Origin of the sequence: uncultured Salinisphaera sp., assembly GCF_964012375.1 — a bacterium.
Taxonomy (GTDB): domain Bacteria; phylum Pseudomonadota; class Gammaproteobacteria; order Nevskiales; family Salinisphaeraceae; genus Salinisphaera.
The window spans coordinates 14,693-37,178 of the sequence record NZ_CAXGSH010000014.1; the positions used below are offsets into that span (position 1 = coordinate 14,693).

20 protein-coding genes and 1 tRNA gene are annotated in these 22,486 nt (G+C 64.0%); 16 read left to right on the plus strand and 5 right to left on the minus strand.

The features are described 5' to 3' along the window. From ABNU97_RS04135 to ABNU97_RS04155, 5 genes are read right to left on the minus strand one after another with little or no spacing between them, the layout of a single operon-like run. Nucleotides 1-1,446, minus strand: a complete 1,446-nt coding sequence (locus ABNU97_RS04135; protein ID WP_348765486.1) for a BNR-4 repeat-containing protein — start codon at nt 1,444-1,446, stop codon at nt 1-3. Continuing rightward, the gene (locus ABNU97_RS04140; RefSeq protein WP_348765487.1) at nt 1,443-2,732 is read right to left on the minus strand and encodes an O-antigen ligase family protein; all 1,290 of its coding nucleotides are present in this window, start codon (nt 2,730-2,732) and stop codon (nt 1,443-1,445) included. Before ABNU97_RS04140 ends, ABNU97_RS04135 begins: the two co-directional genes overlap by 4 nt. Nucleotides 2,733-2,737: 5 nt before the next feature. After that, complete coding sequence (locus ABNU97_RS04145; protein WP_348765488.1) at nt 2,738-3,349, minus strand: chain-length determining protein; 612 nt, start codon at nt 3,347-3,349, stop codon at nt 2,738-2,740. Further along, a complete protein-coding gene (locus ABNU97_RS04150; RefSeq protein WP_348765489.1) occupies nt 3,346-4,758 on the minus strand; it encodes a capsular biosynthesis protein in 1,413 nt (470 codons plus the stop codon). Before ABNU97_RS04150 ends, ABNU97_RS04145 begins: the two co-directional genes overlap by 4 nt. Beyond that, nucleotides 4,755-5,681 (minus strand): SLBB domain-containing protein, encoded by a 927-nt coding sequence (locus ABNU97_RS04155; RefSeq protein WP_348765490.1) that lies wholly within the window; start codon nt 5,679-5,681, stop codon nt 4,755-4,757. Before ABNU97_RS04155 ends, ABNU97_RS04150 begins: the two co-directional genes overlap by 4 nt. A gap of 284 nt (nt 5,682-5,965) precedes the next feature. Here ABNU97_RS04155 and ABNU97_RS04160 point away from each other — a divergent pair. From ABNU97_RS04160 to ABNU97_RS04235, 16 genes are all read left to right on the plus strand, one after another. Then, nucleotides 5,966-6,052 (plus strand) — tRNA-Leu (locus ABNU97_RS04160). Between the two features lie 34 nt (nt 6,053-6,086). After that, nucleotides 6,087-6,728: a cytochrome c biogenesis heme-transporting ATPase CcmA gene (ccmA, locus tag ABNU97_RS04165; protein WP_348765491.1), complete on the plus strand. Its 642-nt coding sequence runs from the start codon at nt 6,087-6,089 to the stop codon at nt 6,726-6,728. Next, on the plus strand, nt 6,722-7,390 hold the full coding sequence (gene ccmB / locus ABNU97_RS04170) for a heme exporter protein CcmB (protein WP_348765492.1): 669 nt from the start codon (nt 6,722-6,724) through the stop codon (nt 7,388-7,390). Before ccmA ends, ccmB begins: the two co-directional genes overlap by 7 nt. A 157-nt stretch (nt 7,391-7,547) precedes the next feature. After that, nucleotides 7,548-8,282, plus strand: coding sequence for a heme ABC transporter permease (locus ABNU97_RS04175; RefSeq protein ID WP_348765518.1), 735 nt, complete (start codon nt 7,548-7,550; stop codon nt 8,280-8,282). Continuing rightward, nucleotides 8,275-8,439, plus strand: coding sequence for a heme exporter protein CcmD (ccmD, locus tag ABNU97_RS04180; RefSeq protein ID WP_348765493.1), 165 nt, complete (start codon nt 8,275-8,277; stop codon nt 8,437-8,439). Before ABNU97_RS04175 ends, ccmD begins: the two co-directional genes overlap by 8 nt. Then, nucleotides 8,432-8,896, plus strand: coding sequence for a cytochrome c maturation protein CcmE (gene ccmE, locus ABNU97_RS04185; protein WP_348765494.1), 465 nt, complete (start codon nt 8,432-8,434; stop codon nt 8,894-8,896). The genes ccmD and ccmE overlap by 8 nt, the downstream gene beginning before the upstream one ends. Next, nucleotides 8,893-10,863, plus strand: a complete 1,971-nt coding sequence (locus ABNU97_RS04190) for a heme lyase CcmF/NrfE family subunit (protein WP_348765495.1) — start codon at nt 8,893-8,895, stop codon at nt 10,861-10,863. The genes ccmE and ABNU97_RS04190 overlap by 4 nt, the downstream gene beginning before the upstream one ends. Then, nucleotides 10,860-11,399, plus strand: a complete 540-nt coding sequence (locus ABNU97_RS04195) for a DsbE family thiol:disulfide interchange protein (RefSeq protein ID WP_348765496.1) — start codon at nt 10,860-10,862, stop codon at nt 11,397-11,399. The genes ABNU97_RS04190 and ABNU97_RS04195 overlap by 4 nt, the downstream gene beginning before the upstream one ends. Beyond that, the gene (locus ABNU97_RS04200) at nt 11,399-11,872 is read left to right on the plus strand and encodes a cytochrome c-type biogenesis protein (RefSeq protein WP_348765497.1); all 474 of its coding nucleotides are present in this window, start codon (nt 11,399-11,401) and stop codon (nt 11,870-11,872) included. The genes ABNU97_RS04195 and ABNU97_RS04200 overlap by 1 nt, the downstream gene beginning before the upstream one ends. Beyond that, nucleotides 11,869-12,696 (plus strand): c-type cytochrome biogenesis protein CcmI, encoded by an 828-nt coding sequence (gene ccmI / locus ABNU97_RS04205; protein ID WP_348765498.1) that lies wholly within the window; start codon nt 11,869-11,871, stop codon nt 12,694-12,696. Before ABNU97_RS04200 ends, ccmI begins: the two co-directional genes overlap by 4 nt. 64 nt (nt 12,697-12,760) lie before the next feature. Continuing rightward, entirely contained in the window at nt 12,761-13,639 is an 879-nt protein-coding gene (locus ABNU97_RS04210) for a MaoC/PaaZ C-terminal domain-containing protein (protein WP_348765499.1), read from the plus strand. Between the two features lie 38 nt (nt 13,640-13,677). Further along, a complete protein-coding gene (gene galU / locus ABNU97_RS04215) occupies nt 13,678-14,583 on the plus strand; it encodes a UTP--glucose-1-phosphate uridylyltransferase GalU (RefSeq protein ID WP_348765500.1) in 906 nt (301 codons plus the stop codon). Between the two features lie 141 nt (nt 14,584-14,724). After that, nucleotides 14,725-17,622, plus strand: coding sequence for a 2-oxoglutarate dehydrogenase E1 component (locus ABNU97_RS04220; protein ID WP_348765501.1), 2,898 nt, complete (start codon nt 14,725-14,727; stop codon nt 17,620-17,622). 64 nt (nt 17,623-17,686) lie between these two features. Further along, complete coding sequence (odhB, locus tag ABNU97_RS04225) at nt 17,687-19,015, plus strand: 2-oxoglutarate dehydrogenase complex dihydrolipoyllysine-residue succinyltransferase (protein ID WP_348765502.1); 1,329 nt, start codon at nt 17,687-17,689, stop codon at nt 19,013-19,015. A gap of 41 nt (nt 19,016-19,056) precedes the next feature. Next, nucleotides 19,057-20,493, plus strand: coding sequence for a dihydrolipoyl dehydrogenase (gene lpdA / locus ABNU97_RS04230; protein WP_348765503.1), 1,437 nt, complete (start codon nt 19,057-19,059; stop codon nt 20,491-20,493). A gap of 7 nt (nt 20,494-20,500) precedes the next feature. Continuing rightward, entirely contained in the window at nt 20,501-22,486 is a 1,986-nt protein-coding gene (locus tag ABNU97_RS04235; protein ID WP_348765504.1) for a KUP/HAK/KT family potassium transporter, read from the plus strand.

A 22,486-nucleotide genomic window follows, 5' to 3' on the forward strand; every position in this document is an offset into this window, starting at 1 on the left:
TTAGCCCTCGCTCAGGCGTACGATGGTGACGCGGTCGTCGCGGCAGCGCCCGTTGTCCAGCACGTTGGCGTGGATATAGAACGTCGCGGCGCTGTCGGGCGGGGCGGGTATGGCGCGAGTATGGCAAAGAGCCGTACCGCGGTCGGCATCGCCTTTGTAGACGGTCTGCCAGGCGCCCGTGGGTTGGCCATCGGCCTCGACCGGACGGCGCAGCACGGTCAGCCCGGTCGCAAACACCCATTCGTGTCCGTTGTCGTCATAGTGCGTTTCAAACGCCTGGCGGGGTACGGGTTCGGGGTCGGACCATTGCCCGTCGTCGAGGCGGCTGCGATAACGCGGGCCGTGCACGGACTGCAGCGAAACCACCGGATGGCCGTCGGCACTGACGCTGATACGGGCCGGGCTATAGAGGCCGTCCGGTGCGAGCTGGGCGATGCGTTCGGGCGCGACCCGACTGGCCGCGGCCAGATCGATGGGCAGCCGGTAGCGCTGGCCATCGGCGTTGTAGGCGGTATCGCGATCCGGCGGCAGATAAGCATAGCTGGCAAAGTTCTGGTCGACGCCCGAATCGCCGCGCCGCCACAGCCAGGCGACGTGCATGCCGTTGTCGGCGTCGAAGGCCAGGCGCATCTGATAGACCCACCAGCCGGGCTCGCTGATAAACGGGCGACTCAGGTGTACTGAGCGCCCCGCCGGCAGTTCGATATCGTCGCCGCCGACGCGCACTTCGCCGCCGATGGGCAGCCAGCTTTGGCTGGCTTCGTCGTAGCGGGCCAGCCCGCCCGAAAAAAGCCGCTGTGACCAGGTACGGGCCGGGCGCACGGCATAGCGGTAGGTGACGTAGAGCTGGCCGTTACGATCGTTGAAGAACGACGGATAGGTAATCTGGGTCCCTGGAATGGCCGCCGTGCCCGGCGCCGGGAATTCGACCCGCCGATTCTGGCTGCCCCAGCGTGCCTTCTGCGATACGCGCTGGCCGCGGAAGACGAAGTCGTCGATCGATTCGGGTTCGGAGGATACCGAATACTGCCAGGGCAGGTTGTGCATGTCGTAGGCCACGTGCACGAAGCCTTTCCGATCAAGGCCAATCGAGGCAGCGGTATGGTAGGGGTCGTTGGCGGTATCGTTGTCGAGCAGATGCGAATGCCAGTCCCAGCCGCCGTCGTCACGGCGTACGCCCTTGCGTACGACGGTATGAAAGCCGAAGCCGTGGGTCGGCACCGGCCGCGGGCCCGGCTCGACGTTGACCGTGTAGACGCTGTGGCCGGTGGCGGCGATGGGCGTTGCGAATACGCTGGCATTGGCCGCGGCAGCCGGGATCGGGGGCAGCACCACGTCGACGCTGACGGCGGCAAGGGCGGTGCTCGCAGCCGCTAGCAACACAGCCGCAAGCAGCCCGCGAACGCCCGGCAGGCAGCACGAAATCATCTGTCGGGCTGCGGTCATGGCGCCGTCTCCAACCGGTCGATGACGCGCAGCCGGGCAAGCGCCATGCTGGCATGAATCGAAAGCAAAAACAGGAAATGAATCGGCCGGAACAGGGTGGACTCGGCGATATTGGTGATCATTAGAAACATCGTGAACGCGATCAGCCAGCTGGCTTCGGCGGGCCAGCGCCCGACCAGCACCAGGCCACGCCGAACCGTATTCACGCAAAAGCCCAGCGTAATCAGCAGGCCCGGAATACCCAGTTCGTTGAGCACGTCCAGATAGCCGTTGTGGGCCTGCCACAAACCGCCGTAGAGATCCTGTGTCACCCACGGGGCGGGGCCGCCGGCGCCGAGCCAGAAGGCTTGAAAACCCGTACCCAACCACGGGTGCTGGACCACTTCGGCATACACCAGGCGCCAGATTTCCAGACGTCCGGTGAAGGTCACATCGCGGCCCACGGCAGTGGCAACCGGGCCCACCAGCTCGCGCCAGGTGGGTATGCCGTGACCGACCAGGATCACGAACAATAAGGTGACCACGGTCGCGGCAAGCGCGAGCGCGCCGGTTACGGCCATGCGACGCATGGAAACGACCGGCCTGAAGAACAGCCATAGCGGCGGCAGTACCGCCAGTACGCAGAGCAGGGCGGTAGCATTGCGCGCCATGATCAGGGTGAGTGCGGCCACCGCGGTCCAGGCCAATGCCGGCAGCGCCCGGACCTCGCCGATGGCCAGCCCGTGTATCCACAACACCATCATCAACCCCGCGGCCATGCCGAGATGATTCTTGCTGCGGGCAATGCCGGTCCAGGCATTGTCGTAGCCGGCGACGCGGGCGATATCCGGCATCAGGAATACCGCCGCGACCGAGGCCAGCACCAGGGCACTGATACAGGCACGGCTGTGGCGGCGCAGCCGCTGTGGCCGCCAGGCTGCGACCTGGAAGGCCAGCGCAATGAGTACCGTGCCGATGAGCAATACCAGCTTGCGTACGGTGGCAGCCGGGTAGTCCGACCAGGCCAGGCTGAGGATGGCCCAGCCGACGAACAGTGCAAGCCAGGGGTCGATCTGGCGGACGACTTGCGCGGCCACGCCACGCCGTAGCCAGATTACCAGCGCGCTGACGATAAACGGCGGCATCCACTGCATACGGCGCACGAACGAGCCCTGCTGGGCGTTTTGCAGCGCCGTATCGCGCGCCCAGTCGAGGCCGTCGGGCAACAAGGCGAATGCCAGTGTTGCCCAGAACAGCGTCAAGAGCAGCCAGGTAAAACGTTGGTCGTCGGCAGCCGGCAGCGGCATGGGCGTCAGCGGTCGGTGAGCACGGCGCCCAATAGCGCGGCACCGCTTTCCCGCAAGCCGTCGGTCAGCTCGCGCAGCCGGTGCAGCGCGGTGGCGTTACGCTCGACCACCAGCAGCGCGCCGTCGCTGACGCTGGCCGCCGAAATCGCGTCCAGATCCTGGGGATGGTCGGCCGTGTCGATCACCACGAACTCGTAGTCCTGGCGCAGATGCGCCACGAACTGGCCGAACTGGCCCGGTGCTTCGACCAGCGTTTCGGCAAGCGACGGCTGGGTATCGGTACCGCGCATGACGGTAAGTCCCGGCACTGCCGCGATATCCGTCATGCCGGTATCGGCGAGGCCGAACAGTTCCTGTTGCCGGGGGTGCTGGCGGGCAGCATCGATCAGTGCCGTGGGCTGGCCGGAGCGGGCAAGCAGTACGGCCAGATTGGCTGCGACCGCGCTGCGATCCCTCTGCGCGCCGCAGCCCACCACCGCCAGGCATCGGGCGTGGGCGTCGCCGAGCGCGATACGGGCAAGCGTGGCGCGCAGCGTATCCGCCTTTGGCGAATGCGGCGCATGCGCGGCGAATACGTCCGCGTGAATTCGCGAAGCGGTCTGTGGCGCTTGATTCATCGGCTGCCTCCGAGATCGAGTTCGCCGAGGACCGGCAGTTCCAGCTCGCGTTCGATGTCTTCAGGGTGACGAACGCGGCGATCGCGCAGTTCCTGGAGCAGGGCGATCAGGGTGCCAACGATCGCGCCCAGCACCAGCGCAACCGCGAGCTTGCGCTTGAAGCTCAGGCCGGCGGTGTTGGTCGGCGGGCTGGCGCGCGTGATCACCGAGACATTCTGGGCGGTCAGCTCGCTGCCGCCCAGAACCTGGTCGTAGCTCGACAGGGCGGCTTCATAGACCTGGGATGCGCTATCCAGACGCCGACGATAGCTGTCCAGCTGGCTGCGCTTGGTTTGTTTATCCATGACCTCGTCGCGCGCCGCGTCGTAGGTTTCGCGCAGGGCATTCACCTCGGCGCCGGCCGCCTGCACGCTCTGTCGTGCGGCGGCCAGATAGGCATCGATCTCGTCGCTCAGGCGGCTGCGAACCGTGGCGATCTGGCCGTCTATGGCCCGAATGCGCGGATGGTTCGGGCCCAGCGATTCGGCTACGTCGGCCCGCTCGGCCTGGAATTCCACCAGCCGGTTCTTGAGCGTCTGGACCACGTTGCTATCCAGAATATCGGCCTGGGCGACCACCGGCTGGCCGCCGGAGCGGGCGGCACTGATCTGGTCGACTTCGGCCTGGGCCGCCTGCAACCGTGCCTGTGCCGCGTTCAGCCGGGTGCCCAGATCGTTGAGGCGACTGGTCTCCACGCCTTCGGCAGCGGTGGAGTCGATCACGTCGAAGCGCTGGCGCGCGGCGGTAAGTTCGTCCTGGGCTTCGTCGACCTTGGCCCGCAAGCCGTCGAGGAAGCTCGAATACTGGCCCAGGCGCTGGCGTGCCGGATCGGTGGCCATGCTGTCGCTGGCCTTCATGTACTGGTCGATCACGGCATTGACGATAGCTGCGCTGCGCTGCGGGTCGTCGCCGCGATAGGACAGCACCAGAAGCTGGCTGACCTGGCCGGCGCGCACCTGAACCTGCTCGCCGAGTTTCGAGGCTAACCGCTGGCGCAGCGTGCCTTCGCCGCCGTCGCCGTCGACTTCGGCGCTGAATTCGGCATCCTCGGCCAGGCCGAGCTGATCGACCACGCCGAGCATGACGTTCTGGCTGGTCATCAGATCGATCTGGGTCGCCCGATAGCTGTCCGCGAGCGCGGTCGAGCGGGCCTGGCCGGTGACCGGGTCAAGGCTCGGGAATTCGATGACGAGCGACGCACGTGCCTCGTAGCTTTTCATCAGCAGTGCAGCAATCACGGCGAGCACCATGAACACCACCACGGCGGCCGCCACGATGCGCCAGCGTGCGCGCAGCGCGCGCGTGACCTGGCCGACGGTGGGCGTGGCCCGCATACCCGGAATCAACGGGCGATCGATGCCTGTGTTCAAAAGAAGCGCTCCTTGACGAAGATCACGTCGTCCGGCTGTACCGGGGTGGTCGGTCGCGCGTCGACCTCGTGAACCGAGCCGTCGGGCGACTTGCGGTGGATGGTGAAGCGCGAGTTCGAGCCGCGATCGGTGAGCCCGCCGCCGGTCGAGATCGCCTGCATGACGGTCATGCCGGGCTGGATGGCATAGGCATCGGGGCGCTGTACCTGACCATAGATATAGAACAGCGGCGCCTGGGGCACGTAGATCGTATCCCCGGCCCTCAGCACGTTGTCGCCGGCGCCGCTACCGGCCACCAGCGCATCGATGTCCACGCGCTGGCGTGGCGCGTCGCCGCGGTGGATCAGTATCACGGAACGCGCCCCGCGGGCGGTGATGCCACCGGCCTCGGCAAGCGCGTCGAGCAGGGTGGTACGGCTCGACAGCGAAAACCGCCCCGGCTGGTTGACTGCGCCGAGTACCGCGACCTGCTGACTGCGGTGTTCCACCAGGGTGAGGCTGATCTGCGGGTCGCGGAAATAACCCTGATCGCGATAGGCGGATTCGATTCGGGTCTGGGCGTCGTTCGGCGTGAGGTCGCCGATATCGACCGCGCCCAGCAGCGGCAGCGAGATCTCGCCGCTATCCGCGACGAAGCCTTGGGTATTCATGTCCGGCTGACCGAACATGCGCATTTCCACGATATCCCCCGGGCCTAGAACCAGGCCACGTGGGGCGTCGGGCTCGGCTGCCGCGGGCAACGGGGCGTTGGCGTCGGTCCGGGGCCCGGCAGAAGGCAATTCGGGCTCTGGCGCCGTCGAGCGGGTCGCGGCCGGTCGAGGCTTCGAACCTGTGCCGTCGACTGTAGGCGGCGCGCTCGCACAGCCCACCACCAGCATGACCAGTGCGGCCATACTCCCCACGATACGAAGTTTCGTCAGCAAAGCGCCCATCCCGTATTGTCCCCGCGGATAGTCTAGTCCAAATGCCAAGCCCTTTGGCGCGTGAGCACGTTACCGGCCGGGCAGTTATGTTCTGAATACATATTCTTGGTATTGGCGCCACTCGCCTTGCGCCCGGGCGCTGCCATCCATCGGTTTGATCCGTAAGTACAACAATCGACAGTACCGGCGTGCCGCTAGCAGGCGCCGGTCGCCCGCTTTCAACAAGCGCACGCGCGTCTGCGCCTCGACTGGGCCGCTGACAGCGCCTAGAATTCCGCGCTCGCGCCCGGATGGCGAAATTGGTAGACGCATGGGACTTAAAATCCCTTGGCCTTCGGGCCGTGCCGGTTCGAGTCCGGCTCCGGGCACCAGTCAACGGCTTCACGGCCTTTTTGAAAGCGACTTATGAAGCGGCCGCGACTCGGCATTCGAAACCTGAGCTGTGGGCGCGGCGAGAACGCTTTGTTCCAGGGGCTGGATATCAGCCTCGTGGGCGGCGAGGCCGCGCGCGTGCTCGGCGAAAACGGGGCCGGCAAGACAACGCTTTTGCGCACTCTGGGCGGGCTTCAGGCGCCCCTGACGGGCGAGGTCGTCTGGGAGTCGGCCCGCGACACCGGCGCTGTCGACGATCCCGTCCTCCTGCAGGACGAGCTGTGTTTCGTCGGCCACGACAACGCGCTCAACGCGGCACTTACCCCGGTCGAGAATCTGGACGTGCTCATGCGTCTGTGTGGCCGTCGCGTGGCGCCGGGGCGTATTCGCGACACCCTGGCCGAGCTGGGCCTTAAACGCCTCGCGCACCGGCCCAGCGGGCGCCTTTCGGCGGGACAGAAGCGGCGCGTGTCGCTGGCGCGGCTGTGGTTGACCGATGCGCCGCTGTGGCTGCTGGATGAACCGGCCTCGGCGCTTGACGTGGATTCGCGCGCGCTGCTGTGTGCGCGGATAGCCGCCCATGTAGCGGCGGGCGGCATCGCGGTGTTCACCACCCACGAGGCCTTGACCCTGGCCGACGTGCCGGTGCGATCGATCGAGCTGTTGCCATGCTGAGCGTATTCTGGGCGGTGCTGCGCCGGGATCTGCTGTTGGCGTTTCGACAACGCGGCGTGCTCGTCCACCATCTGCTGTTCTTCGTGCTGGTGGTGGCCTTGTTTCCGCTCGGCACGGGCGCGAGTCCGTCGATTCTGGTGACGGTGTCGCCGGCGCTGATCTGGATGTCGGTACTGCTGGCCGCGCTGTTATCGTTGCAGCGGCTGTTCAAGCCCGACTACGAAGACGGCACTCTGGAGCAATACGTTCTTTCGCCGGAACCGCTGGCAGTGATCGCGTTGGCCAAGGTGCTGGCCTATTGGCTGGCCAGCGGGCTGATCTTCGTACTGGCTTCGCCGCTGCTGGTATTGCTGCTCGGCGTGCCTGTGGGCGCGGTACCCGTTATCATGGCCAGCCTGTTGCTCGGCACGCCGACCCTGGGATTGGTGGGGGCGATCGGCACGGCACTGACATTGAGCCTGCCGCGTGCCGGACTGCTTTTGAGTCTGCTGATTTTCCCGCTCTACGTGCCGGTGCTTATCTTTGGCGCTGGGGCCATGCGCGCGGCGATCGAAGGCTTGCCCGCTGCGGGCGCGCTCTATCTGCTGGCTGCGCTACTCATGCTCGGCATCAGTACCGCGCCCTTCGCGATCGCGGCGGCGTTGAAAATCAGCATGGAGTAGGGAACCTCGAGCCGGCTCGGGGCCGAAGATTTTCGGGCGCGACCCGGTTGCGCCAGATCAATGCATCGCCTGAATGGTCGAGACACACTATGCGTCGACTCAGTTCACAATCTATCTGCAACGCAACGGTGTAGGCGTTTTGGCGAAGTCTGCGTTCATGCTCTGGCTGCATCGTTTCGGATCGCTGCCGTATTTCTACCGGGTCAGCCGGCCGATCGCGCTCGCGCTGGCGGTGCCCGGGGTGCTGCTGGCCGCCTATGGCGTCTACGGGGGGCTGGTCAACGCGCCGGTCGATTATCAGCAGGGCGACGCGTTTCGTATCCTCTATATCCACGTGCCCAGCGCCTGGCTGTCGTTGTTCGGCTATACGAGCATGGCGATCGCAGGCGCGGTGGCCCTGGTGTGGCGCCTCAAGCTGGCAGAGATTTTCGTGGTCGCCGCGGCGCCGGTCGGGGCGAGCTTTACTTTTCTGGCCCTGGTCACCGGCTCCATCTGGGGCAAGCCGATGTGGGGCACCTGGTGGGTCTGGGATGCGCGCCTGACCTCCGAGTTGATCCTGCTGTTTCTGTATCTCGGCGTCATCGCGCTGCATAACGCCATCGAATCGCCGCGCAGCGCGGCACGCGCCTGTGCGCTTTTGTCGGTGGTCGGCGTGATCAACGTGCCCATCATTCATTTTTCGGTCGAATGGTGGAATACGCTGCACCAGGGCCCGACCGTGACCCGCTTCGGGCGCCCGGCCATGGAGATGGCCATGCTCTGGCCGCTGCTGTGTGCCGCGCTCGGCTTCACTCTGATGTTCGGCTGGCTCACGCTCTGGAACATGCGCGTGCAACTGCTCAGGCGCGAACGGCGTAGCCGCTGGGTCAAGAAGGTGTTTTCCGATGCATGAATCCTGGCAGCAATTCTGGGCCATGGGCGGCTATGCCGGCTATGTGTGGAGCAGCTACGCCATCGCCGCGGTGGTCATCGTGGGCAATATCGTCGCGCCTGTAATCGCCCATCGTCAGATCGCCCGGCGGATCAAGAACGAGGAATTCGATGACTAGAACACGACGTCGTCGTCTGATGCTGGTCGGCGGGCTGTTCGTTGGCCTGGCCGCGGCCACCGCGCTTGCCCTGACCGCATTCAGCGAAAACATCCTCTATTTCTATCAGCCAAGCGAAATCGTGGGCGGGCAAGCGCCGACGCATACCCGTTTCCGGATCGGCGGGCTGGTGGAAACCGGCTCGGTCGAGCGCAACAACGACGACCTGCTGGTGCGCTTCACGCTGGCCGACTGTGAAGCCAGCGTGCCGGTACAGTTTCGTGGCACCTTGCCGGACCTGTTTCGCGAAGGGCAGGGCATCGTGGCCTACGGGCAGCTCAACGAATCCGGCCAGTTCGTGGCCGATGAGGTCCTGGCCAAACATGACGAGAACTATATGTCGCCGGATGTGGCAGAAGCCATGAAGGACGCCTCGGGCACGAGCTGCATGCCCAGCAACATGCAGGCCCAGCGATGATCCCGGAGATCGGCCATTTCGCGCTGATTCTGGCCCTGGGCCTGGCCACGCTGCAGACCGTGTTGCCGATGTACGGGATCTGGCGTTCGCGCTCGGATTGTCTGGCGGTGGCGGCACCGGCGGCCATCGGTCAGTTCGTGATGATGGGCATTGCCTTTGTCGCCCTGGGTTTCGCCTTCTATGCCAACGATTTCTCGGTGGCTTATGTGGCAGCGAACTCCAATACCCAGCTGCCGTGGTTCTATCGGCTGTCTGCGATTTGGGGCGCGCACGAAGGGTCGCTGCTGCTGTGGATGATGCTGCTGGCAGGCTGGAGCCTGGCGGTTGCCCTGGCCAGCCGGACCCTGCCGCGCGACGTGGCCAGCTGTGTGCTGGCGGTGATGGGCGCGGTCAGCGTGGGGTTCTTGCTGTTTACCCTGTTCACCTCGAACCCGTTCGAGCGCCAGTTCCCGGCGCCCATGGAAGGCCGCGACCTCAATCCGCTGTTGCAGGACCCTGGGCTGGTGGTGCATCCGCCCATGCTCTATATGGGCTATGTGGGCTTCGCCGTGGCTTTCGCCTTTGCCATAACCGCCTTGATTACCGGCCGCGTGGATAGCGCCTGGACGCGCTGGACGCGGCCGTGGACGACCGCGGCATGGATGTTCCTGACCATCGGCGTAACGCTTGGCAGCTGGTGGGCCTACAAGGAACTGGGCTGGGGCGGCTGGTGGTTCTGGGACCCGGTCGAAAACGCCTCCTTCATGCCGTGGCTGGTCGGCACCGCGCTGATTCATTCGCTGGCGGTCACCGAGAAGCGCGGCATCTTCAAGAGCTGGACGGTACTGCTGGCGATCACCGCGTTTGCCTTGTCGCTGCTGGGGACGTTCCTGGTGCGCTCAGGGGTGCTGATTTCCGTGCATGCTTTTGCCACCGATCCGACGCGCGGTATATACATCCTGACCTTCTTCGCGGTGGTGGTCGGCGGGTCGCTGCTGCTTTACGCGCTGCGCGCGGCCCAGTTCGAAGCCGGCCGCGAGCCGGTTGCGGCGTTGTCTCGGGAAGGCTTGCTGTTGCTCAACAACATCTTCCTGGTGGTTGCTGCCGCCGGCGTGTTGCTGGGCACGCTCTATCCCATCCTGGCTGATTCGCTGGGCATGGGGCGCATATCGGTCGGCCCGCCGTATTTCAACAAGGTCTTCATTCCGCTGACCGTGCCGCTGGTGGTGCTGATCGGCGCCGCCGCGGTGATGGCCTGGAAGCGTACCCGGGCCGACGTGCTGCGTTCGCGCCTTTGGGTCCCCTTGATCGTCTCCATCGTCGCTGGCGTGGCCCTGCCGCTATTCACGGTCGGCACCACGGCGGTGGCCGCGGTTGCCGGCTGCGTATTGGGCTGCTGGGCGATCGTGACCGCTTTCGAGGATATCCTGCGGCGTAGCCGCGGGCGTCGCGTGATGCTGCCGCGCAACGTGGTCGGCATGGCCCTCGCCCATGCCGGGGTGGGCATTTTCGTCATCGGTGTCAGTCTGGTGAGCGGCTTCGGCGGCGAGCACGACGTACGGCTGGCACCAGGGCAGAGCACGGAAATGGTTGGCTACGAGTTCACCTTTCTCGGTACCCGGCACGTGGACGGGCCGAATTTCGTTGCCGAAATCGGCGATTTCATCGTTCGCGAAGACGGCCGCCAGATCGCGGAGCTGTTTCCCTCCAAACGACGCTATAACGCCGGCGGTCAGAGCATGACCGAAGCCGGTATCGATGTCGGTATCACCCGCGATATCTATGTATCTCTCGGCGAGCCGTTGTCCGGCGATGCCTGGAGCGTGCGAATCTATCATCGGCCGTTCGTGCGCTGGATCTGGGCGGGCGGCTTCATCTCGGCGCTGGGTGGTCTGATCGCGCTCACCGACAAACGCTATCGCCGCCGCCGTGCCACCGCTGACAAGCCGGTGGCAACGGATCGCGGCCTGACCACGGCGAGTGCATGATGCGCTGGCGCCTGGTTCTGCCGATCGTTATCGTGTTTGCGCTGATCGTGCTGCTCGGCTACGGCCTCACGCGGCGCCCGGATATCCTGCCCTCGGCGTTCATTGATAAGCCGGCGCCCGCATTCGATCTGCCGACGCTCGCCTCCGACCGGGACCGGATCACGGTCGACGATCTGAAAGGCCGGGTGACGCTGGTGAACGTCTGGGCGAGCTGGTGCGTGGCCTGTCGCGCAGAGCACGAGCTGATTACTGCCGTGTCGCGGCGTACCGGCGTGCCGGTGGTCGGTCTGAATTACAAGGACACCGAGGCCGACGCGCTGCGCTGGCTGGGGCGCTACGGCAACCCGTTTGCGGTGGTCGCATTCGATCCGAGCGGGGCGACCGGTATCGACTGGGGCGTGTCGGCCGTGCCGGAGACCTTCGTGGTCGATGCGCAGGGCATCATCCGTTACAAGGTGGTCGGGCCGATTACGCGCGAAGAGATGAACGCATCGCTCATTCCGAAGCTCGAGCAGCTCAAGGCAAAGGGGTCCTGATGCGTACGCTGCTGGTCGGCTTGTTGCTGTTGCTCGCTACGTCCGCTGCCCAGGCGGTAGATCTGCAGGGCGAGGAACTGGCGCGTTATCACGCCCTCAACGCCGAGCTGCGTTGTCTGATCTGTCAGAACCGCAGCATTGCCGAATCGGATGCGCCGCTGGCCCAGGACCTGCGCGCCATCGTTGAACGTCAGATCGCGCAAGGGCGCAGCGACGCCGAGATCAAGCAGTACCTGGTCGATCGTTACGGCAAGTGGGTGCTCTACGATCCGCCGCTGGATTCGGCCACGATCATTCTCTGGGCGGGCCCGTTCGTGCTGCTGGCCGTGGGCCTGCTGGTGGTTTTCCTGCTGATGCGCCGGCGCCGTGGCGCGCCGACCCCATCGCCGTCGTTGGACCGCGAGCGACTCAATCGTGTGCTCGACGAACAGGCACGAGACGCGGACTCCGACTCGTCTGAAGAGCGTTCATGACCGAATTTCTTGTTTTCGCGGCAGTGCTCGTCGCTGCCAGTCTCGTATTCGTTCTGGTGCCACTCTGGCGCGCGGGCACGCCGTCCGCGGACAAGCGCCGGGCGGCGAATATCACGATCTACCATCAGCGCTATGCCGAGATCGAGCGCGAGGTGGCTGCGGGCGCACTGACTCGACAGGACGCCGAAAGCCAGAAGGATGAGCTCGGCGCCCGCCTGCTCGCCGATATCGACGATACGCCTGAGCTGGCACCGTCGCCCAGGGCTGCGCGCCGGCCGTGGGTGGCCACGATACTGGTGCTCGCCGTGATGGTGGGCGGCTCGGCCGCGGTGTACTGGAAGATCGGCGACTATCAGGCCTTCGTCGAACAGGATACGCCCGACCTGAACGCGATGATCGCGGAACTGGAGCAGCGGGTAAACGATCATCCCGACGACATGCAGGCACGCGCGATGCTCGCGCGTGCGAGCGAGGCCGGCGGCGATTACGGCGCGGCCGCCGAGCAATATCGTGCGCTCAATGCGGCCATGCCGGCGCCGCGACCGCCGATCATCGCCGCCGAAGCACAGGCGACTCTGGCCGCAACCGACGATCTGCAGGGTCGGGCGAAAACACTCTACGAGCAGCTGCTCGAACTGGAGCCACAAAGCCGCGAGGCGCTTTGGTATCTGGGCCTGGCCGCGGCCGAGCGCGGCGAGGGTGAGGCGGCTATCGACTACTGGGACCGGTTGCTGGCCCAGGATCTGCCCGAAGACTTCGCCACCATGGTCGCCAACCGCCGCGCCGAACTGGCCGGTGAGAAACCGACCTTGTCGAATGACTAAGCGTGTTGTTTCGCCCCAGTAAAGGGGTTAACGTCGCTGCTAAACCAACCCGACCCCATAGGCGATGGCAAACGAAACCCGGCTCGAATACGACTCTCTTCCGGCGGTTGCGCCGTCCTATCTGAGGGCCGCGACGACGCTGTCGGGCGGCCTGTCCGGCGATGAAACCATACCGCCGATCGTTGCAGAACTGCCGGATCTCGAGGTCCGCGCCGAAGAGCTGGCGAAGTATCGCAAGGTATGCGGTTTTCAGCATTCGCCGCATTTGCCGGTCACCTATCCCCATGTGCTGGCCTTTCCCATGCACATGGCGGTACTCACCCACAAGCGTTTTCCGCTCAAGCTGCTGGGCCTGATTCATCTGCGTAACCAGATTACCCAGTATCGGGCCATCGAGACCGCGGAAAAGCTGCATATCGAGGTCAGCGTCGGCGGCCATCGGGAAGTCGAGAAGGGCGTCGAGTTCGATCTGGTCACGCGCGTGCGCGACCGGGCCGGCGAACTGATCTGGCAGGAAGACAGTTCGATGCTTTCGCGCCAGAAAACCAACGTACCCAAGTCGCCCAAGAAGAAGCACGATGACGGGCTCGGCTTCGATATCGAAGAAGAAGTCACCTGGGACGTGCCCGAAAACATCGGGCGCCGCTACGCCAGCGCGGCGGGCGACTACAATCCGATCCATCTGAGCCCGTGGAGCGCGAAGCTGTTCGGTTTTCCGCGCGCCATCGCCACCGGCATGTGGACCAAGGCACGCGCCGCGGCGGAACTCGAGCCGAAGCTCGAGCAGGCCGCCTATACGCTGACGCTGGGTTTCAAGAAACCGGTCTTCCTGCCGAGCAAGGCCCGCTTTGGCTACAGCCTTGGCGCACAGGGCGCGGATTTTGCATTGACCAATCCCAAAGGCGATATCGTCCACCTGCTGGGCGATATACGCTATCTCTAGATTTCAATTCGAAGGGCTGACAAGCCAAAGGATCGACTATGCGTATTCGTAAGGCGGTGTTCCCGGTCGCAGGGCTGGGCACGCGTTTTCTGCCGGCAACCAAGGCCAGCGCCAAAGAGATCCTGCCTGTGGTGGACAAGCCGCTGATCCAGTATGCGGTCAAGGAGGCGATCGCAGCCGGCGCCGAGGAAATGGTGTTCATCACGAGCCACACCAAGAACTCGATCATGGATCATTTCGATCGGGACTATGAGCTGGAAGCCACGCTCGAGGCCAAGGGCAAGGAAGAATTGCTGCAGGCGGTCAAGGACGTACTGCCGCCGGGTATCAGCTGTGTCTATATTCGCCAGCCCGAGCAGATGGGGCTGGGGCATGCCATCAGCTGCGCATTGCCGGCCGTGGGCGACCAGGATTTCGCCGTCATCCTCGCGGACGACCTGATCGCGGGCTCCTTCCAGCCGTGCATGGCACAGATGCAGCGGGTGTATCAGGAGTACGGCACGAGCGTGCTCGCGGTACAGCGCGTGCCCTGGGAAGAAACCTACAAGTACGGCATTGTGGAAGTGGAGCCGATCGGCCCCGGGCTGTCCGAAATTCGCGGCATCGTGGAAAAACCCGATCCGGACAAGGCCCCGTCGAATCTGGCCGTGGTCGGCCGCTATATCCTCACACCGCGCATATTCCGGCTGCTGGACAAGACCAAACCGGGTGCGGGGGGCGAAATCCAGCTCACCGACGCCATCGAGGCACTGATGGGCGAGCAGACCGTGCTGGCCTACGAATTCGAAGGCACCCGCTACGACTGCGGCAGCAAGTTCGGCTATCTCAAGGCCAACGTCGAAATGGGGCTTCAGCACCACGAGATCGGCGACGAGTTTCGCAGCTACCTCAAAAACCTCACGGCGGGCTGGGACGAAGAAGACGATGCGAACAAGACTGGCTGAGACCGGCCCGTGTTCGGTCACGGGCAAGGGTACGGTTTGTTATCATTAGCGGCCATCGCGGCGCCCGCCGGCAGGCGTCGCATCGGCACGGTTTGAACGAGGCGATCCCGGCGCCTCGACACGGCCACAGGGCCTTAGTCTATGAAAAGCGAACTTAACGACAAGTTCATCGAGAATTCTCCTCTGTTCGGCGGCAACGCAGCCTACGTCGAGTCCTACTACGAGCAATATCTCAAGGATCCCGACTCGGTCGAGCCAAGCTGGCGCGAGTACTTCAAGAGCCTTAACGGCGATGGCGCTGAAGACGTCGCGCACGGGCCGATTCGCGACTCGTTCGTGGATACCCAGGCCTCGGCGGGCCAGGGCGCACGACCGCGGGCAAGCATGTCGCAGCGCGCGGCCCAGAAGCAGGCAGGCGTGCTACGCCTGATCAACTATTACCGCATGCGCGGCCACCAGGCCGCCGATCTGGACCCGCTCGGCCTTTACGAGCGTCCGAACGTGCCGGACCTGGACCCGGCTTTTCACGGGCTGGGCGAAGCGGATATGGATACCGTCTTCAACACCGGGTCGCTGTTCACCGAAGCCGACGAACTGCCGCTGCGCGATATCATCGACATCTGCAAGCGGGTGTACACGGGTACGATCGGCACCGAGTACATGTACATCACCGACACCCGCCAGAAACGCTGGATTCAGCGCCGCCTCGAGGCCAGCGTCGACAAGCCGCGCCTGAACGAAAAGGAAAAGCGGGAAGTACTGCGCCAGCTGACCGCGGCAGAAGGCATCGAACGCTATCTGCATACCAAGTATGTCGGGCAGAAGCGCTTCTCGCTGGAAGGCGCCGACAGCATGATCCCGGCGCTGGATGAAGTGGTGCGCTCGGCCGCGCGCAGCCACGTGGACGAGATCGTGATCGGCATGGCCCATCGTGGCCGCCTGAACGTGCTCGTGAACATCCTCGGCAAGTCGCCGAAGGAGTTGTTCGCCGAATTCGAAGGCGACTACGACCTCGACGAACTCGAGATGTCGGGCGACGTGAAGTATCACATGGGTTTCTCTACCGACATCGAAATCGAAGACGAGCGCGTGCATCTCGTGCTGGCCTTCAACCCCTCGCATCTCGAGGCGGTGAATCCGGTGGTACAGGGCTCGGTCAAGGCGCGCCAGGAGCGCCGCCACGACGAAGAAGGCGAGACGATTCTGCCGGTGCTCATCCACGGCGATGCGTCGTTTGCCGGCCAGGGCATCGTCATGGAGACGCTGCAGCTGTCGCAGGCCGAAGGCTATGCCACCGGCGGCACCGTGCATCTGGTGGTGAACAACCAGCTCGGTTTCACCATGCAGAACCCGATCACCGCCAAGCTGGGTGAGGTCTCGCGTACGTCGCAGTACTGCACCGACATCGCCAAGATGCTCGAAGCGCCGGTGTTTCACGTCAACGGCGACGACCCGGAAGCAGTCGTGTTCGTCACCCGTCTGGCCATGGATTACCGCGAGACGTTCGGCAAGGACGTGATCGTCGACATGATCTGCTATCGGCGCCACGGCCATAACGAGGCTGACGAGCCGGCGGTCACCCAGCCGCTGATGTACCAGAAGGTCAAGCAGATGGAGACGACCCGCAAGCTGTATGCGGGCAAGCTCGAATCCGAAGGCCTGATCGACAAGGACGAAGCGCAGCAGTTCGCCGACGCCTATCGCGACGGCCTCGACGAAGGCAAGAACATCTCGCGCACCACGCTCGGCTTGGTCGGCAACGAACATACCGTGGACTGGGCGCGCTACAGCCGGCAGCGCTGGTCGGATATCGTCGACACCTCGGTGCCGGTGGAAACGCTGCAGCGGCTCGCCTCGCGGCTGCATGACCTGCCCGACAGCTTCGAGCTGCACAAGCGCGCACAGCGCATCATCGATGATCGCGGCAAGATGGCCGCCGGCGCTTCGCGTATCGACTGGGGCTTTGCCGAGCATATGGCCTATGCGACCCTGCTCGACGACGGCTTCAACGTGCGCCTGTCCGGTCAGGACTCCGGCCGTGGCACGTTCTTCCATCGCCACTCGGTGCTCTACAACCAGAAGGACGGTCAGAAGTTCATTCCGTTGAAGCATGTGGGCCGCGAAAGCGCGATGTTCACGGTCAACGACACGCTGCTTTCCGAGGCGGGCGTGCTCGGCTTCGAGTACGGCTACGCCACCGCCGATCCGTCGACGCTCACCATCTGGGAAGCCCAGTTCGGTGACTTCGTCAACGGTGCTCAGGTCATCATCGACCAGTTCATCTCCAGCGGTCAGGCCAAGTGGGGCCGGCTGTGCGGCCTGGTGATGTTCCTTCCGCACGGCTATGAAGGCCAGGGCCCGGAGCATTCCTCGGCACGGCTGGAGCGTTTTCTGCAGCTGTGCGCCGAGCGCCACATGATTGTTTGCGTGCCGTCCACGCCGGCGCAGTGGTTCCACCTGTTGCGCCAGCAGATGGTGCGCGATCTGCGCATGCCGCTGGTGGTGCTCACGCCCAAGAGCCTGCTGCGTCATCGGCTGTCGACCTCGACGCTCGAGGATTTGGCCGAGGGCCAGTTCAACTTCGTCATCGACGAGCCCGACAGCATCGACGACGACGCCATCGAGCGCGTCGTGTTCTGTAGCGGCAAGGTCTACTACGATTTGTATCAGGCTCGTGAAGAGCGCGAACTCGACAACGTGGCGCTGGTGCGTATTGAACAGCTCTATCCGTTCCCGGCCAACGACTACGCGGCGGTGCTCGATCGCTACAAGAACGCCGAGGAGGTGGTGTGGTGCCAGGAAGAGCCGGAGAATCAGGGCGCCTGGTATCAGATCAAGCATCGCCTGCAGGTGCCGCTGGCCGAACGCCACGAGCTGCTCTATGCCACGCGCCCGGGTGCGGCGACGACCGCCGCGGGTTACCACAAGCTGCACGTCAAGCAGCAGGAAGCGGTGGTCGACGCAGGCCTGACCGGCGGCGAGCGCCTCGTGGACAAGGGCAAGGCGCAGACGCGCAAGTCTCGTTCCAAGAAGAAGTGATATTGGCCGCGCGCTAGCACGCGGATTCACGTCAACGATCTCGACAAGTTAGGAAACACCAAGCATGGCCACAGAAGTCAAAGTCCCGGAGCTTCCGGAATCCGTCAGCGAAGCCACCGTGGGTGAGTGGCAGAAGAACAAGGGCGACAAGGTCGGCCGCGACGAGAACCTCGTCGACCTCGAGACCGACAAGGTCGTGCTCGAAGTGCCCTCGACCTCGGCGGGCGTGCTCGCCGAAATCAAGGTGTCCGCCGGCGATACCGTCAAGGCGGGCGACGTGCTGGCCATCGTCGAGGAAGGTGACGGCTCGGATGCCGGCGACGACGATGACGACGATACGTCGGACGACGACAAGAAAGCCGCGGCCGACGACGACAGCGACGCCAAGAGCGACGAAGCCGAAGACGAGGCCGCAGAAAAGGCCGATTCGGGCGACGACGAGGCGATCGCCAGTCCTGCAGCCAAGAAGCTGATGGACGAAAACGATGTGGCCGCGCGCAATGTCGAAGGTACCGGCAAGGACGGCCGGATCACCAAGGCCGACGTGCAGAAGGCGATCGACAACAAGGGCGATTCCAAGCCGGCCCAGGGCGAAGACAAATCGCAGTCGCGCGCCGACTCCAGTTCCGAGCGCGAGGAGCAGGCCGTATCCGAACAGGCCGACCGTCAGGCCCTCGCCGATGCCCCCAGCGAACGCACCGAGCAGCGCGTACCGATGACGCGTATTCGCCAGCGCATTGCCGAGCGCCTGCTGGATGCCAGCCAGAACACCGCCATGCTCACGACCTTCAACGAGGTCGACATGAAGGCGGTGATGGATCTGCGCAATCAGTACAAGGACAAGTTCGAGAAGGATCACGAAGTCCGTCTCGGCTTCATGTCGTTCTTCGTCAAGGCCGCGGTCGAAGCCCTCAAGCGCTTCCCGATCGTCAACGCCTCCATCGACGAAGGCGATATCGTCTACCACGGCTTCTACGATATCGGCGTGGCCGTATCCTCGCCGCGTGGCCTGCTGGTGCCGGTGCTGCGCGATGCCGATCAGCAGTCCTACGCGCAGATCGAATCCACGATCCGCGACCTCGGCAAGCGTGCCCAGGAAGGCAAGGTCACCATGGACGAAATGAGTGGCGGTACCTTCACGATCACCAACGGCGGCGTGTTCGGCTCACTCCTGTCGACGCCGATCATCAACCCGCCGCAGGCCGCGATTCTCGGAATGCATGCCACCAACGAAAAGCCAGTGGTGGTTGACGGCGAAATCGTGATCCGCCCGGTCATGCAGCTCGCGCTGTCCTATGATCACCGCCTTATTGACGGCCGCGACGCGGTGTTGTTCCTGCGCACGATCAAGGAACTCATCGAAGATCCGGCCCGGTTGCTGCTGCAGGTCTAGGCCCACATCGGTAACCGTCACACGTAATTGCAAGGAAAAGCATGAGCAAGGAATTCGATGTCGTCGTTATCGGCGCCGGTCCGGCGGGTTATGTCGCTGCCATTCGCGCGGCACAGCTGGGCATGGACGTGGCCTGTATCGACAAATGGCTGGACCTCAACGACAAGCCGTCGCTGGGTGGTACCTGCCTCAACGCCGGGTGTATCCCGTCGAAGGCGCTGCTCGAGTCCAGTGAGCTCTACGATCGCGCGAACAACGAGTTCGCCGATCACGGCATCAAGGCCAGCAAGGTCGAACTCGATCTGGCCAAGATGCAGAAGCGCAAGGCCGGAGTCGTCTCGCAGCTGACCGGCGGTATCGCCAGCCTGTTCAAGGCAAACGGCGTGACGTCATTCGCCGGCAGCGGTCAGGTAGTGGATTCGGGTGAGGTGCTGTTCGTCGATCACGACGGCAAGGAAACCACCTTCAAGGCCGACAAGATCATCATCGCCGCCGGTTCGGAGCCGGTCGAGCTCGATATCGCCCCCTTCGACGGCGATCGCATCGTCGATTCCTGGGGCGCGCTGGAATTCGATGAGGTGCCGAAAAAGCTGGGCGTCATCGGCGCCGGCTATATCGGCGTGGAACTGGGCAGCGTCTGGTCGCGCCTGGGTAGCGACGTGACGCTGCTGGAAGCGGTCGACGAATTCATGCCGATCGCCGATCGCGACGTGGCCAAGGAAGGCCTCAAGTCGTTCAAGAAGCAGGGCCTGGATATCCAGCTTGGTGCCCGCGTCACCGAAGCCAAGGCGACCAAGAACGGCGTCGAGGTCAAGTACACGCAGGGTGACGAATCGCATACGACCACCTTCGACCGCCTGGTGGTCGCCGTGGGTCGGCGTCCCCATACGAAAGACCTGTGTGCCAAGGGCGCGCGCGTGGAGCTCGACGACAAGGGCTTCGTTGACGTCGACGAGAGCTTTCGTACCAGCCTGCCGGGTGTCTATGCCGTCGGCGACGTGATCGGCAATCCGATGCTGGCCCACAAGGGCATGGAAGAGGGCGTGGCCGTCGCCGAAATTCTGGACGGCCAGAAGCCGCACCTGAACTACGACGTGATCCCCTCGGTCGTCTACACCCACCCGGAAATGGCCTGGGTCGGCAAGACCGAAGCACAGGTGAAGTCGGCCGGTACGGAATACCGGGTCGGCCAGGTGCCGTTCGCGGCCAATGGTCGGGCCAAGGCGCTGGCCCAGCAGGGCGGTTTCGTCAAAATGATCGCCGATGCCAACACCGATGAGATTCTGGGCGTGCACATGATCGGCCCTTACGTCTCCGAGCTGGTCCAGGAAATGGTTGTTGCCATGGAGTACAAGGCATCGAGCGAAGATATCGCCCGAATCATCCATGGACATCCCACGCTGGGCGAGACGGTGCATGAAACCGCGCTGGCCGTGGACGGGCGACCGATTCACTTCCCGCCGAAGCGCAAGAAGTAAGCGCTGAATGGCCGCAGAGGAAGAAGATCGCTCGCTAGCGAAAGGCAGCAAGAACGGTACCGGCGAAAAAGCCGATGGCGCAGGCGCTGACGGCGGCCACGACGGTACCGAAGAGCACAAGAACGGCAACGACAAGGGCCGACAGTCGTTGCCGTTTCTGTGTCTGGCGGCGCTGGGCATCGTCTACGGCGATATCGGCACCAGCCCGATCTACGCGCTACGCGAAGCGTTCTATTCGCATGACGGCATTACCGTCATGCCGGCCAATATCTTCGGCGTGCTCTCACTGCTGTTCTGGTCGTTGATCATCGTGATCTCGATCAAGTATCTGGCCGTGGTCATGCGCGCGAGCAACAACGGCGAGGGCGGGATCATCGCCCTCGTCGCTCTTCTCAACCCCTGGAAGACAGAAAAGAAGAGCCGCCGTTACATGCTCATGTTGCTGGGCCTGTTCGGCGCGGCCCTGTTGTACGGCGATGGCACGATCACACCCGCGATTTCCGTGCTAAGCGCGATCGAGGGGCTTGAGGTCGCCACGCCGGCCTTCAAGCCATACATCGTACCGATCACCATCGCGATTCTGGTTGGGCTGTTTCTGATTCAGAAACGCGGTACGGCGGCTGTTGGCTCGCTGTTTGGCCCGGTCATGCTGACCTGGTTCGCCGTACTGGGCCTGCTCGGCATCAATGGCATCGTGCATCACCCCGGCGTTATTGCCGCCATCAACCCGATCTACGCTGCCAGCTTCTTTGCCGATAACGGCCTTGCCGGCTTCCTGGTGCTCGGCACGGTGTTCCTGGTGGTGACGGGCGGTGAGGCTTTGTATGCGGATATGGGCCATTTCGGCCTGGCGCCGATTCGTCTGGCCTGGTTCTTTCTGGTGCTGCCCGCGCTGCTGCTGAACTACTTCGGCCAGGGCGCGATGATGCTGGAAAACCCCGATATCACCCAGCCGTTCTACCAGATGGCGCCCGACTGGGCGCTGTATCCGGTGGTGGGCCTGGCGACGCTGGCCACGGTGATCGCTTCCCAGGCGGTCATTTCCGGCGTGTTCTCGCTTACGCGGCAAGCGGTTCAGCTCGGCCAGTTGCCGCGCCTGAACATCGTGCAGACCTCGCACGAGTCCTACGGTCAGGTTTATATCCCGTTCATGAACTGGGTGCTGATGGCTGCCACCATCGGGCTCGTGCTTGGGTTCGGCTCGTCGAGCAATCTGGCTGCGGCCTATGGCGTGGCCGTGTCCATGGATATGGTCATCACCACGATTCTGGCGTTCTTCGTGGCCTATCGCTGGGGCTGGTTCCCGCGCATCGCGGGTGTGATCGCGGCCCTGCTGCTTGTGGTCGATCTTGCCTTCTTCGGCGCCAACGTATTCAAGATACCCGACGGCGGCTGGTATCCGCTGGTGGTCGCCGGCGTGATCTTCTTCGTCATGGGAACCTGGCGGCGCGGCCGCGAGCTGGTGGGTCGTCATCTCCAGGACGATACGGAGCCGCTCGACGAATTCATCGAATCGCTCGACGAACTGCCGATGCGTATCGAGGGCACCGCGGTGTTCATGACCGAGGCCACCCACAAGACGCCGCCGATGCTGCTGCATCATCTGCGGCACAACCGTGTGCTGCACGAACAGGTCATTCTGCTCACGGTCAATACGCTCGACGTACCGCGGGTACCGGCAGCGGATCGGCTCAAGATCGACGATCTGGGCCGTGGCGTGTATCGAGTGCAGGTCTATTACGGCTTCATGCAGGCCAGCAATGTGCCGGTGGCATTGCGCTTTGCCGGCGAGTTCGGCCTGGATGTGGACCTTGAACACACCACCTTCTATGTCGGTCGCGAGTCGCTGATCCCCACCAGCGAAGTGCCGGGCATGATGGTCTGGCGCGAGCATATGTTCGCGTTCATGGCACTCAACGCCACGCGGGCGACATCCTATTATCGTATTCCGCCCGAACGGGTGGTGGAACTCGGTATCCAGATAGAAATCTGA